This is a genomic window from Brevibacterium litoralis (assembly GCF_040212315.1).
GTDB lineage: Bacteria > Actinomycetota > Actinomycetes > Actinomycetales > Brevibacteriaceae > Brevibacterium > Brevibacterium litoralis.
This window is the reverse complement of sequence record NZ_JBDIUY010000026.1, coordinates 74877-88087: the sequence shown is the minus strand read 5'-3', so window position 1 is coordinate 88087 and position 13211 is coordinate 74877. Positions and strand designations below refer to the sequence as shown.

Here is a 13211-nt window from a genome sequence, read left to right as displayed (position 1 = left end):
GACAGCCCGGAACGGGCGGATCGGGTCGACGTGGGGCATGTGGCCTGTAGACTGGGCGGACACCCAAACCTGATGGATCCCCGGGACATCCGTGTGCCCGCCCCGCCTTTCCGACCACCACGGTCGCCGAGCGCGGAGCATGAGCGACACGGATCAGACACCGCGGGGACACGGCCTGGACGTACACGAGTGGAGCGTGCGTAATCGGCCGACGAGGGTCGATCGCCACCACAGTCCTCTGCGATCAAGCGTGTACGGATTCAAAGGAATCACCATGCCCGAACAGACCATCACCGCCCCCGCCACCGCAGAGGTCACCACCTCCGTCACCGGCGAGACCGCCGCCGAGGCGCCCGCCACGGAAGCGCCCGCCGCACCCGCACAGGACGCCGGCCTCCCGCCCTTCTCCTCCTTCGACCTCCACCCCTCGGTGCAGGCCGCCGTCACGGACCTGGGCTTCGAGACTCCCTCGGCCATCCAGGCGGAGACCATCCCGCTGCTGCTCGAAGGCCGCGACGTCATCGGCCTCGCGCAGACCGGTACCGGCAAGACCGCCGCCTTCGGCCTGCCGCTCATGTCGTCCCTGGCCGAGCTCGGCCGTGCGAACGACGGTCCGCACGCCCTCGTGCTGACCCCCACGCGTGAGCTCGCCATCCAGATCGCCGAGGCGTTCACCACCTTCGCCCACCACCTCCCGGACTTCTCCGTCCTCCCGGTCTACGGCGGCTCCTCCTACGGCCCGCAGCTGGCCGGCCTCAAGCGCGGCGCCCAGGTCGTCGTCGGCACGCCCGGTCGTGTCATCGACCACCTGAAGAAGGGCTCGCTCAAGCTCGGCAACCTCCGCAACCTCGTCCTCGACGAGGCCGACGAGATGCTCAAGATGGGCTTCCAGGAGGACATCGAGCAGATCTTCGAGGCCGCCGGTGACGAGCGCCAGGTCGCCCTGTTCTCCGCGACGATGCCCGGTTCCATCCACCGGATCACCGGTCAGTACCTCAACGACCCGGTCGAGATCCGCGTGAAGACGAAGACGACGACCAACCAGAACGTGCGCCAGCGCGTCCTCACGGTCAACCACACGCACAAGCTCGACGCGCTCACCCGCATCCTCGAGGTCGAGTCCTACGACGGCATCATCATGTTCGTTCGCACCAAGCAGTCGACCGAGGAGCTCGCCGAGAAGCTGCGGGCCCGCGGCTACACGGCCGCCGCCATCAACGGCGACATCCCGCAGCAGGCCCGTGAGCGCACCGTCGACCAGCTCAAGAGCGGCAAGATCGACATGCTCGTCGCCACCGACGTCGCCGCCCGTGGCCTCGACGTCGAGCGGATCGAGCTCGTCGTCAACTACGACGTCCCGCACGACACCGAGTCCTATGTCCACCGCATCGGCCGCACGGGCCGTGCCGGTCGCTCCGGCGAGGCCATCCTGTTCGTCACCCCGCGTGAGCAGAACATGGTCCGTTCCATCGAGCGTGCGACGAAGCAGAAGGTCGAGACCCTGACCCTGCCGAGCGTCGAGGAGCTCACGAACACCCGCATCGAGAAGTTCCGCGGCCGGATCGAGAAGGCTCTCACCACCCTCGACCTGTCCGAGGTGCGCCCGGTCATCGAGAACTTCGCCGCCTCCCGCGACGAGGAGCCGACCGAGATCGCCGCGGCACTCGCCGCGCTCCTGCTCGACGGTGAGTCGCTCACCGCCGAGCCGCTGCCGGAGCCCAAGCCCCGCAAGCGCAACGAGCGCGAGGGTGGCCGGGACGGCGACCGCGGTGGCCGTGGTGGCCGTCCGCGCCGCGAGGGCATGAAGACCTTCCGTCTGGCCGTCGGCCGGAACGACCGGGTCTCCCCCGGCGGGATCGTCGGCGCGATCGCGAACGAGGGCGGGCTGTCCTCCGCGCAGATCGGTCACATCGACATCCGTTCCAACCACACCCTCGTCGACCTCCCCCAGGACATGGGCGGTGACGTGCTCGGTCGCCTGAGCCGGACCCGCGTCCAGGGCAAGCCGATCGACATCCGTGAGGACAAGGGCCGCCCGGGTCGCTCCTTCAAGGGCGGCTTCGACAAGTCCGGTGGCGGTGACCGTCGCGGTTTCCGCAAGGACGGCCCGCGCGGCGGCGGCAAGAAGCCCTTCCGCAAGAACGAGGGTGGCTTCAAGAAGTCCTTCCGCGACTGAACTGTGCTTGACGCCGCCCGAACCCCGGCACTCCACCGCTTCTGACGGGTCCGCTTTTCCCGAACGGCCATGACGACATGTCATGGCCGTTCGGCGTATCCGGGACATGTGTGTCCGTCGCCCGCGATAGGTTCGAGGGCATGAGTTCCCCCGCCGTCACCTCCCTCCACCGGTTCCCCGTCAAGGGCTTTCCCGCCGAGGCGCTCTCCCGCGCCCACGTCGATGCCGGGTCCGGCATCCGCGGGGACCGCGCCTTCGCGTTCGCCAACGGCTCCGTCCCGGTGGTCGACGGGCAGTGGGCCCGGTGCGGGTCCTTCAGCGCGCTCAAGAACGACACGACCCTCCAGCGATGGTCGGTGACCTCCCTCGGAGCGGACGGGGAACCGGAGTCCGGGTGCACCGACCCGACCGGTGTCCTGCTCACCGCACCCGACGACACGGAGGTCCGGCTCGACCGCACGGACCAGGGGTCCTGGGAGGGCGCCTCGGCGGCGCTGGCGGACCTGCTCGCGGCGCGCGGGGAACACCCACGGCGGGTGGTCTCCGCAGACCAGGGCATGTTCGACGGGCAGCTCTCCGGTCTGTCCTTCCACAATCCGGCGACGATCGCGCTGCTGGAACGTTGGACCGGGCAGGAGATCGACCCCCTGCGGTTCCGGGGGAACGTCGTGCTCTCGGGGCTCGCGCCCTTCGAGGAGTACGCCCTGCTCGGGGCGGTCGTGCGGATCGGTGGGGTCGTCGTCGGCATCCGCAAGTCGAGTGAGCGGTGCCCGGCCACCCGGGTCGACCCGCGCACGGCGGACCCGACACTCAACGTGCCGCGCATGCTCGCCCGTGGGTTCGGCCATGTGCACATGGGTGTCGACGGGCACGTGCTCGACGGCGGTGAGATCGGCATCGGTGACGAGGTGCAGATCCTGGCCGCTCCGGGTGCCCGGGCCTGGGAGTCCGGCTCCGGATCGCCCTGGGCCGGCCGGTTCGACTGCGATCCCCGGGACACCCCACGCCTCGCACGGGTGCTCGGGGTGACACCCGCCGAAGCCGACGGCGCGACCGTCGAGGTGGCCCTGGAGGACCCACTCGGATGGTTCGGGCACCACTTCCGGCCCGGACAGCACATGCGTGTCCACCTGGTCGACGAGGACGGTGACGGGGCGGCACAGGATGAGGGGTCAATGCCGTCGTCACTACCGACACCACTGGCACTTCCGACACCACTGTGGCGCTCGTACACCGTCGTCGACGCGGACCCGGAGCACCACCGGTTCACCTTCCGCATCCGCCTTGACGGGCGGGGTTCACGCCTGCTCGCGGGCCTGGCGGCCGGTTCCCCGGTACTCGTCTCCGGCCCGTTCGGGGCGGTCACCGACCGGGAGGTCTCGGCCGATGCCACGGTCCTCGTCACCGGCGGCAGTGGCATCAGTGCCGCGATGGCTCTCGTCCGCGGCTGGCTCGGCCGTGCCCTGGCGGATGCCGGCTCCACGGACGCGTCTGCCACGGCGGTCCGGTCCGAGGCCCGCCGATTCGGGGGTGAGTCCGTGGATGAAGCTGCGGGCGTCGCCGTGCACCTGCCCCGCTCGCTCCACGTCGTACACGTCGAACGCGCGACGACACCGACTCGGGGATGGGAGCGACTCGCGGCGGACCTCGCGGCTCTCGCCGCGGTCTCGGACGTCCGGGTGACGCACCGCCGGATCGCCACGCAGACCGAGGGACGCCCGGATCACGCGCGGTGGGCCCGGGAGCTCGCGGGCGCCTCGGCGGCGTCCCGGGCCCTCCTCGTCTGCGGACCGGACGCCCTCATGGACACGGTCACCGCCGTGGCGCGGGACGCCGGGTGGGATTCCCGGTCCGTCCACCGCGAGGCATTCTCCTCCCCCGATGTCGACGTCGACGCCCTCATCGCCGACACCCCACCCGCGCGTGTCACCGCACCCGGGATCGACTTCACCTGGGAACCCTCCGACGGCACACTGCTCGAAGCCCTCGAGGGACACGGGGCCACACCACCCGCGTCATGCCGTGCAGGGTCCTGCGGCACCTGCGTCCTGCCCCTGCGCACCGGAGCGGTCACCTATCCGCTCGAACCGAGCGCGCCCCACGACGCCGACCACGTCGTCACCTGCTCCGCGGTCCCCGCCGGCCCGGTCGAGCTCGGCACCCCGGAGTGATCCGGTCAACCTCTTGACGTTCATGAGTAGCCGGTCCTAATCTAGGATCGCCCCACTCACACGACCTGACGCAGACGACTCGACGACGAGGAACCCATGCGTATTCGACAGGGCATCAACACGACACAAATCATCTCCCTCACCGCAATCTCCGGCCTCCTCGCGGCTGCCGCGCTTTCGTGTGGTTCTTCACCAGCGCACGCCGACGAAGGAAACCCTTCGTCAGCTCCTCACCACGTCTACCTGGATGAAGCTTTCGAATTCGACTTGGGAGTCACCAGCAAGTCCCGGTCGACACTCGAAAGAGACGAGACTCTCACATCCACCAGGGCGATCGACGACGACGAAGTCACCCCTGACGGAGTTTCGCTGTCTGAAGGCGAAACAGTCGTCGTGCACTACACGAATGCGGTTTCGACGATCTCGTCCGCAGCTTCGTGCACCCAGAGCACGACGGCGTCGACACCCTACAAGAGTGGCGGCAGAGCTCACGGACACGCTGTTTTCACCCGGTCATTCTCCCACCGGGGATCACCCGGTGGGAGAATGACCGGGTGAAGTACTACCGCGACGAGGGGCTGGTGGTCGGCGGCCACAAGCTGGGCGAGGCCGACCGGATCGTCGTGATCCTCACCCGCAACCACGGGCTCGTCCGGGCCGTCGCCAAGGGGGTACGGCGGACGAAGTCCCGGTTCGGTTCCCGGCTCGAACCCTTCATGTACATCGACGTCCAGTGCCACGTGGGCCGGAGCCTCGACGTCGTCACGCAGGTCGATCTCATCGAACCCTTCGGCAAGGGCCTCGGGGCGGACTTCGACGCCTACTCGGCCGCGAACGTCATGGCCGAGACGGCCACCCGCCTCACCGAGGACGAACCGCGCACCCGCTCACAGTTCCTCATGCTGCTCGCCGCGCTGAGGAGCCTGTGCAACCGCGAACACCCGCCCCGTCTGAGCCTCGACGCCTATCTGTTGCGGGCGATGGCGATCGCCGGCTGGGCCCCGAGCCTCGTCGACTGCGCCCAGTGCGGTGCTCCCGGACCGCACGCAGGGTTCTCCCCGGTCATGGGTGGCGCGGTGTGCCACAGCTGCCGGCCCCAGGGCACCGCGCTGCCCTCGACGGAGACGCTCACCCACATGGCCGCGCTCCTCTCCGGTGACTGGGAGAAGGCACAGTCCTCGGCCATACACACGATGGTCGAGGCCTCCCGCCTCGTCATCACCTACGTCCAGTACCACCTGGAGCGCCGCGTCCGTTCCTTCGGCGTCCTCCAGTGACCGCCGGGTCCCGACGTCCCCCGGGTCCGGCGGCGCCGCGCCGACCGTAGAATCGACTCGGTCCGATCCCACCGACCCAGGAGACCCATGGCCACCGGATACCCCGCTCCCCCGCCCCACCCCTCCGGTGCCCGACCCCCGGCGATCCCGCGGAAGTTCGTGCCCCGGCACGTGGCGGTCGTCATGGACGGCAACGGACGCTGGGCCAACGAGCGCGGACTGCCCCGGACCGAGGGTCACAAGGCCGGCGAGGCGAGCCTGCTCGACGTCATCCACGGGGCGATCGACATCGGCGTCGACTACCTGTCCGCCTATGCCTTCTCGACCGAGAACTGGAAGCGATCCCCGGAGGAGGTCCGTTTCCTCATGGGCTTCAACCGTGACGTCATCCGCCGACGCCGCGACGAACTCCACGCGCTCGGCGTGCGCATCGTTTGGTCGGGCCGCCGGGGCCGCCTGTGGAAGTCCGTCATCGACGAGCTCGAACACGCCCAGGAGATGACCCGCCACAACACCGGCCTCACCATGCAGTTCTGCGTGAACTACGGCGGCCGGGCGGAGATCGTCGACGCCATGCAGGAGGTCGCCCGCGAGGTCGCCGCGGGCAGGCTGAACCCGGACCGGCTCACCGAGAAGTCGATCACCAGGCGGCTCTACCACCCGGCCGTCCCGGACGTCGACCTGTTCCTCCGGTCCTCCGGCGAGCAGCGGACCTCGAACTTCCTCCTGTGGCAGTCGGCCTACGCGGAGATGGTCTTCCAGACCACCCTGTGGCCGGACGTCGACCGTCGCACCCTGTGGGCCGCGATCGTGGAGTACGCCCGCCGCGACCGCCGGTTCGGTGGTGCCGTCGACGCCCCCAGGTCCTCCTGACCCCGACCGCGCACCGGCCCTCATGAGGCCCGCGACACAGGCCCACCGTGACGCCGCAGTAGTCGTGCATGGCTAGACTGTCGGGCATGAATCAACCGAACCGGCCCGATCGTCCTGCCGTCCCACCCCGTACCGGTGGACCCACGGACCAGGACGGACAGGACGGCGAGGCCACCCAGGTCTTCGACGCGGCCGCACTCGACACGGGCACGGACCGGGAGCCGACCGGCGAGGACGTCGACGCGACGGCCGCCATGAGCATCGAGGACCTCGAGAACATCGGCCGGGAGGACTCCGCACGCGGCAGCTCCTCGACCGATACGGCCTCCGAGGCCGACTCCTCCGCGGACGACGCCGCACCCGCCACGCGCCCGATGACCCGCCGGGAGGCCCGGGAAGCGGCGGCTGCCGGGGCGACGGGCGCCTCGGCGGCGGACACGTCCGAGCCCTCCACGCAGTCGCCGGCCCGTGGACAGGACCTCGCCGGCGCCGTGTTCGCCGCCTCGGCCGCCCAGGACGCCGGTGCCCCGCAGGGCTCCGGACCCCGGGGGTCCGCACCACAGGGTTCGGCACCGGCGGCGGCACCCGCGACCGGCACCTACACCGCGGCGGTGCCCCTGGCCGCCGTCCAGCAGCAGCACCGCGGCATCCCCGGCTGGGCCTGGGCGATCGTCCTGTTGTGCTGCGCGGTCGTCATCGGCGTGCTCGTGTACATCGTCACCGACGTCATGACCCGCGAGGACCCCTTCGACCCGAGCACCGTCGAGGTGCCCCCGGCCGTCGGCGAGGAGGAGCCCGGAGAGATCGGCGGGCCCACCGAGGAGGCGCCTGCCGAGGACGAGGAAGAGGTCGACGTCGAGTCCTTCGCCTCGCCCTCGGGCAACATCTCGTGCACCATCAGTCCCGAGCGCGCCCGCTGCTCGATCGCCGACTACGACTACGAGGCGTCCGGGGCACCGGACGACTGCGCGGTCGACTACGGCTCGGTCGTCGTCGCGAACGCGGACGGTGCCGGGTACTCGTGCTCGGAGATCCCCGAGGGCACGCCGGCCGCCACGGCCCTGCCCTACGGCGAGGAGATCTCCGCCCACGGCATGACCTGCCTGTCCGAGGAGACCGGCATGACCTGCACCTCCGACGAGACGGACCGCGGCTTCACACTGGCCCGGGCGGGTGCCGACTTCGTCAACTGACACCCTCTCCCGCCGGACCCTCCGTCGGTGCCTCCACAAGGAGCGACCGGCCGGACCCCGACCGTCTCCCCTGTGAGCCGCGTCCCAGAATACGGACCCCGGATTCGTGATCCGGGGTCCGTCTGCGTCTAGAGTGGCGACCGTGAACAGGCAGAACCTTCTCCTCCTTTCCTGCCGCGGCGGGGCCTGACGACAGGCCGCACCCCGTCGCGGTGTCCGTGTTGCCGGTCTGGACCCCCGACCAGCCGCCCCGCCCGGTCCCGGAACTCGATCCACGGGCACGTCACAGGAGAAGACCCATGAGCAAGCTGCAGAAGCCCAGTCCGATGCCGTTCCACAAGTACAAGTCCTTCCAGGAGCGCATCCAGCTCGACATGCGCGACCGCACCTGGCCGGACGCCACCCTCACGCAGGCGCCCCGGTGGCTGTCCACGGACCTGCGTGACGGCAACCAGGCGCTCATCGACCCGATGACACCGGACCGCAAACGTCGGATGTTCGACCTGCTCGTGAAGCTCGGCTTCAAGGAGATCGAGGTGGGGTTCCCTGCGGCCAGCCAGCCGGACTTCGACTTCGTCCGCCAGATCATCGAGGAGGACGCGATCCCGGACGACGTCCGGATCTCCGTGCTCACCCAGGCCCGTGAGGACCTCATCGAACGCACCGTCGAATCCCTGCGCGGGGCCGCCAAGCCCACGGTGCACATGTACAACGCGACCCCGCCGGTCTTCCGCAAGGTCGTCTTCGGCTTCGACGGGGACGGACGGGACCAGTGCCGGGACGTCGCCCTGCGCGGTACCCAGGCCGTCATGAAGCACGCCGAGTCGATGCTCGGTGACGCGGACTTCGGCTACGAGTACTCCCCGGAGATCTTCGTCGACACGGAACCGGACTTCGCCGTCGACATCGTCGGCAACGTCCTCGACATGTGGCAGCCCGGTGGTGGCAAGGACACCGTCGTCAACCTGCCGGCCACCGTCGAGCGCGGCACCCCGAACACCTATGCCGACCAGATCGAGTGGTTCATCCGGCAGATGCCCTACCGCGAGGACGTCGCCGTCTCCCTGCACCCGCACAACGACCGCGGCACCGGTGTCGCGGCGGCGGAGATGGCGATGATGGCCGGGGCCGACCGGATCGAGGGCTGCCTGTTCGGCAACGGTGAGCGCACCGGCAACCTCGACCTCGTGACCGTCGCCCTCAACCTGTTCTCCCAGGGCATCGACCCGGAACTCGACTTCAGCGACATCGACGAGGTCATCCGCACCGTCACCGAGTGCAACCAGATCGGCGTCCACGAGCGGCACCCCTACGGCGGTGACCTCGTCTTCACGTCCTTCTCCGGGTCGCACCAGGACGCGATCAACAAGGCCTTCCGCGACCGGGAGTCCCGCGCCGCCGAGGCCGGGATCGCGATCGACGACATGGAATGGGACATGCCCTACCTGCCGATCGACCCGAAGGACGTGGGCCGGTCCTACGAGGCGGTCATCCGCGTGAACTCGCAGTCGGGCAAGGGCGGTGTGAGCTACCTGCTCAAGAGCGAGTACGGCCTGGAGCTGCCCCGCCGTCTGCAGGTCGACTTCTCCCAGGTCGTCCAGCGGCACACCGAATCCGGCGGCGAGGTCTCCGCCCCGGAGATCTGGCGCATCTTCTCCGACGAGTACCTGCCCACCGACGATCCGGCGAACCAGTGGGGCCGCTTCCGGATCGCGGGCCTGCGCACCTCCTCGGCGAAGACGGACGAGTCCCAGCCCACCGGTAAGCACACGGAGACGATCGAGGTCGACCTCGTCGTCGACGGCCAGGAGCGGACCTACGAGAGCACCGGCAACGGTCCGATCGACGCCCTCGTGAGCCTCCTGCGCGACCAGTTCGACGTCGACATCCGCCTCACCGACTACACCGAGCACGCCGTCGGCACCGGCGCGGACACGACCGCCGCCTCCTACGTCGAGCTCGCCATCGGCGACCGCGTGCTGTGGGGTGCGGGCCTGCACCCGAACATCACCCGCTCCTCCCTCAAGGCCGTCATCAGCGCCGTCAACCGCGCCGCGCGCTGACGCACACGTCCACACCGCTCCTCAAGGCGCCTGCCGAGGTCATGTGCCCACGTGACCTCGGCAGGCGCCTCGCCGTTCATCCCGGGTATCCCACGGAAGACGGCACCGGGTCACTACACTCGGGGCCGTGAAGCCCGGAACCGATCCGCTGCTCGCCGCCGCACTCGGCGGTGCACTCGTGCTGTCCGGTTGTGCCGTCCCGACGTCCGGGCCCGAGGGTGCGAGCCCCGCGGACGGTGCCACCGTCGAGGCGGTCGCCCTGCCCCGACCGGCCCAGCGGATCGTCGACGACTTCGCCTCCCCCGACCTCCGCTCCCCCGCCGGTGACGGTCCCGATGGCACCACCGGGGGCCGCGGCGTCGCCGCGAGCGCGGAGACCGCCGGTGCCGGGTCGTCCGCGGTGGCGCACGCGGCAGTACCCGGACTCGGCCCGGAGACGATGGCGCGGATCCCGGCGGAGACGGAGCAGGTGCTCGTCTCCTCGACACCGACCGTCGAGGGCACCACCGCGACGACCACGTACTACGAACGCACGACGGACGGCTGGGTCGAACGGGCCGCCTTCGACGGACACAACGGGAGTGCCGGGTGGCGGGAGGACCGTCGTGAGGGTGACCGGACGAGTCCCATCGGCGTCTTCGCCCTCACCGATGCCGGTGGGTACCTGCCCGATCCCGGGTCGAAGCTGCCCTACACCCAGGATGAGAGCCTGCGCGGAGGGGCGGCGGCGACCTACGGCGCGGACTGGGCGGAGATCTTCGACTACGTCATCGCCATCAACTACAACCGTGTGGCCGGTTCCGCACCCTTCGACGACCGCCGCCCCGAGGGCTGGGAGAAGGGTGGCAAGGTGTGGCTGCACGTCGACCATGACTCCCCCACCCGGGCGTGCATCACGCTGGAGAAGGACGAGATGGAGTACCTGCTCACCACCCTCGATCCCGCCCGCACCCCCTACATCGCCATGGGTCCCGCGGAGGTGCTCTCCCGATGACCTCCCCCGTGGAACCACCTCGAATCGTCATCAGCCTCGTCCAGTCGATCAATGGGGTATACGAGGTCGACGGCTGGTCGTCTCCTCTGTCCAATGACACCGACTTCTCGAATTTCCGTCGACTCCGGTGCCAGGCATCGGTCGTGTTCATCGACAGCGCGACGGCATTGAACCCGCACTTGCCACCGATCCGACTGACCCGGCCGGACGGCAATACAACTCCGGTGATCGTCCTCACCACCCGCCCGGACCAGGTCCGGGCGGGACTCTCGGCAAGAGACCGCACGTATGACGTCGTCGCCATTCCACCGCTGTCCTCGACGAGTGCGTACGAGGACGTCGCCCATGTGTTCTCCGATATCGACCTCGGCCCGGAGGAGTACATTCTCTTCGAGGGCGGTCCCGCACTCGGGTTCGCACTTCTGCGAGTCGTGCCCGGTGCTGAACTCCAGGTCAGTGTCAGTCCAGTGCTGGCCCCGGGCCCCGGCCCGGTCACGGAACACGAACTCCTCCACCTCGATCTGACGTCGTCACGAATCGAGAACGGCCAGTTCTTCGGCTCCTACACGAGAAGGAACACGGATGTCTGATCTCACACGCATCCTCGAAATCGCGAAGAAGGATTCGGCCACGAGCGAGACCTGGATTCGCGCAGTCCTGGATTCGTCGACGCTTCATCCCACGTCCTTGGAGTTCCACAAGACGATCAGTGATGCGGCGTGGATCGACCGGGAACACGGTCGGGCCATCGACTACGAGAAGATCGTCGATGATGAGCTCGGTACCCCTGCCTCCGACAAACTGGAGATCATCAAGTACGAAGCGACTGCGCAGCGGCTCCGCTACGACTTCAAGTTCTCCCAGCTCGATGACGTGAACACACGGGAATCGCTTCGGGAGGGCTCCCGCTCGGAACTGCTTCTCCCGTTCCGTGCGTTCGCCTCACTGGGCCTGCGGATGGCGAGTTCCAAGGACATCACCGCCGAAGCCATGGATCTCAATTGTGTCAACGCAGTGGGCAGGTGGATCGTGCTCCACGGCCTCTGGTTCGGGACACACCTCGAGGAACAGTCGGATCTGATGATCGAACTGTCGGACCGGATGATCAAGAAACACGAGATCGATGCGAACCTCTATTACTGGAGAGCATTCGCTCTTCGAAATGCCGGTGACCTGTCCGACGCGTTGGAATCCATCGACCAGGCTCTCGAGTTGCACGACAGCGCCCAGGTGAACGTCCACCAGGATTACGTCCGTGAACGCGAGTTGATCAATACCATGAAGATGATCAACACCACGATCGAGTCAAAGGTCGATTCTGCACTCCGGAGCAGTTCAGAGCTTCTCCGGCGGGAAGCCTCGGAGTCACGCCGCACGATCCAGTCAAGCCTGATCGGTGTCATCGAGATATTCGGAGTCTTCATCGCGATCGTCACCCTTGTCGGAGGGTCTGCGCTCACGCTGTTCAATTCCAAGTCCATCGACCAGCAACTGTGGACCATCGGAATACTCACCGTCGGCTGCATCGCGTTCTTCGTCATTCTTCGTCTGATCGTGGGGCTTCCGTTCGTACCTACACGTAGGAGACGTCAGGACACCGGGTCGGATCGATCAGGATCACTGTGACGACACTCTGGATGGTCGACAGGGTGATACCCGTCGACTTCCCGTTCCGACCGTCGTCGACGACCGCCTCCGGAACGACGACTTCCCTGAGCAGCGGCCCGGATCCGACGAGCGCCGATTCACTGCGGAAATTCGCCCCGAGAGCTCGCTGTGCGTGGCCGAACACACTGATGATCGGGGACCGGGCGATCGGCGCTACGCTCGCCAACCCGTGGAACGATACGTGCGTCACCCGGTTCGAGACCGTCGTCAAGTGTGTGGAGAGTAGTACCGCCGCATAGTGGGACCGGAGGTGCGACTCGTAATATGCGTCGAACTCCTCAAGGGATCCGTTCACCAAGCTGTTGCCGAGGTCCCAGCCACCGAGCGGTGCGAGCACCCCGTCGATCGCGCCCCACCGCTCGATGATCTCGGCCGCGGCTTCCTGCGGGTGTCGGTGCCACGGGAGTGCGATCGTTCCGGTTCCGGAGTTCCGTTCCCCGACCTCCCGGTCGGAGCGCACGACAGGGACGACCTCGTGATCAGCCGACAGGCGCGCCGCCAGGTGCGAACCGATGAATCCACCTGCACCCAGTACGACGATCCGCATCGCGTGGTCCTTCCCTCGTGATCGAACGTGGGTTCTCCTCCACGCCCCGTATCTCGTTCCCGGTTCCGGTATTCACCTCCGGAAACCACGATCCTTCCAAGCGCATCGTAGTGCCCACACAGATATCACTGCGCGGGCACCACGTCCACCATGGGAGTCCCGGACGTGCGTCACGGGGTTTGTCGCGGATACCGAGTGATGTTCTTCGGCATCCGCGACAAACCCCGTGACCGGAGGAGTCGACGTCAC

Annotated in this window: 11 protein-coding genes; 10 read left to right on the top strand and 1 reads right to left on the bottom strand. The window is 68.3% G+C overall.

The features are described 5' to 3' along the window. Window positions 1-274: 274 nt before the first annotated feature. From AAD496_RS09745 to AAD496_RS09700, 10 genes are all read left to right on the top strand, one after another. Window positions 275-2176 carry a DEAD/DEAH box helicase gene (locus AAD496_RS09745; RefSeq protein ID WP_349828504.1) on the top strand — a complete coding sequence of 634 codons (1902 nt, stop codon included), beginning with the start codon at window positions 275-277 and terminating at the stop codon, window positions 2174-2176. 140 nt (window positions 2177-2316) lie between these two features. Continuing rightward, the gene (locus AAD496_RS09740) at window positions 2317-4347 is read left to right on the top strand and encodes an MOSC domain-containing protein (protein ID WP_349828503.1); all 2031 of its coding nucleotides are present in this window, start codon (window positions 2317-2319) and stop codon (window positions 4345-4347) included. Window positions 4348-4443: 96 nt separating this feature from the next. Beyond that, entirely contained in the window at window positions 4444-4905 is a 462-nt protein-coding gene (locus AAD496_RS09735; RefSeq protein WP_349828502.1) for a hypothetical protein, read from the top strand. After that, complete coding sequence (recO, locus tag AAD496_RS09730) at window positions 4902-5624, top strand: DNA repair protein RecO (protein WP_349828501.1); 723 nt, start codon at window positions 4902-4904, stop codon at window positions 5622-5624. Before AAD496_RS09735 ends, recO begins: the two co-directional genes overlap by 4 nt. A gap of 87 nt (window positions 5625-5711) precedes the next feature. Further along, on the top strand, window positions 5712-6497 hold the full coding sequence (locus tag AAD496_RS09725) for an isoprenyl transferase (RefSeq protein ID WP_349828500.1): 786 nt from the start codon (window positions 5712-5714) through the stop codon (window positions 6495-6497). An 86-nt stretch (window positions 6498-6583) separates the two neighbouring features. Then, the gene (locus tag AAD496_RS09720; RefSeq protein WP_349828499.1) at window positions 6584-7690 is read left to right on the top strand and encodes a hypothetical protein; all 1107 of its coding nucleotides are present in this window, start codon (window positions 6584-6586) and stop codon (window positions 7688-7690) included. Window positions 7691-7989: 299 nt separating this feature from the next. Beyond that, window positions 7990-9753: a 2-isopropylmalate synthase gene (gene leuA, locus AAD496_RS09715; RefSeq protein WP_349828498.1), complete on the top strand. Its 1764-nt coding sequence runs from the start codon at window positions 7990-7992 to the stop codon at window positions 9751-9753. Between the two features lie 127 nt (window positions 9754-9880). Further along, entirely contained in the window at window positions 9881-10747 is an 867-nt protein-coding gene (locus AAD496_RS09710) for a hypothetical protein (RefSeq protein ID WP_349828497.1), read from the top strand. Window positions 10748-10890: 143 nt separating this feature from the next. Further along, window positions 10891-11337 carry a hypothetical protein gene (locus AAD496_RS09705; protein ID WP_349828496.1) on the top strand — a complete coding sequence of 149 codons (447 nt, stop codon included), beginning with the start codon at window positions 10891-10893 and terminating at the stop codon, window positions 11335-11337. Next, window positions 11330-12373 carry a tetratricopeptide repeat protein gene (locus tag AAD496_RS09700; RefSeq protein WP_349828495.1) on the top strand — a complete coding sequence of 348 codons (1044 nt, stop codon included), beginning with the start codon at window positions 11330-11332 and terminating at the stop codon, window positions 12371-12373. The genes AAD496_RS09705 and AAD496_RS09700 overlap by 8 nt, the downstream gene beginning before the upstream one ends. On the opposite strand, the gene AAD496_RS09695 is transcribed toward AAD496_RS09700, so the two are convergent. Further along, complete coding sequence (locus AAD496_RS09695; protein WP_349828494.1) at window positions 12321-12875, bottom strand: hypothetical protein; 555 nt, start codon at window positions 12873-12875, stop codon at window positions 12321-12323. The genes AAD496_RS09700 and AAD496_RS09695 overlap by 53 nt on opposite strands. Window positions 12876-13211 lie beyond the last annotated feature (336 nt).

Excerpts from the sequence above, each read along its gene's own strand:
- AAD496_RS09745 (WP_349828504.1), top strand. The coding sequence starts at position 275 with ATGCCCGAACAGACCATCACCGCCCCCGCCACCGCAGAGGTCACCACC.
- AAD496_RS09740 (WP_349828503.1), top strand. The coding sequence starts at position 2,317 with ATGAGTTCCCCCGCCGTCACCTCCCTCCACCGGTTCCCCGTCAAGGGC.
- AAD496_RS09735 (WP_349828502.1), top strand. The coding sequence starts at position 4,444 with ATGCGTATTCGACAGGGCATCAACACGACACAAATCATCTCCCTCACC.
- AAD496_RS09725 (WP_349828500.1), top strand. The coding sequence starts at position 5,712 with ATGGCCACCGGATACCCCGCTCCCCCGCCCCACCCCTCCGGTGCCCGA.
- AAD496_RS09720 (WP_349828499.1), top strand. The coding sequence starts at position 6,584 with ATGAATCAACCGAACCGGCCCGATCGTCCTGCCGTCCCACCCCGTACC.
- leuA (WP_349828498.1), top strand. The coding sequence starts at position 7,990 with ATGAGCAAGCTGCAGAAGCCCAGTCCGATGCCGTTCCACAAGTACAAG.
- AAD496_RS09700 (WP_349828495.1), top strand. The coding sequence starts at position 11,330 with ATGTCTGATCTCACACGCATCCTCGAAATCGCGAAGAAGGATTCGGCC.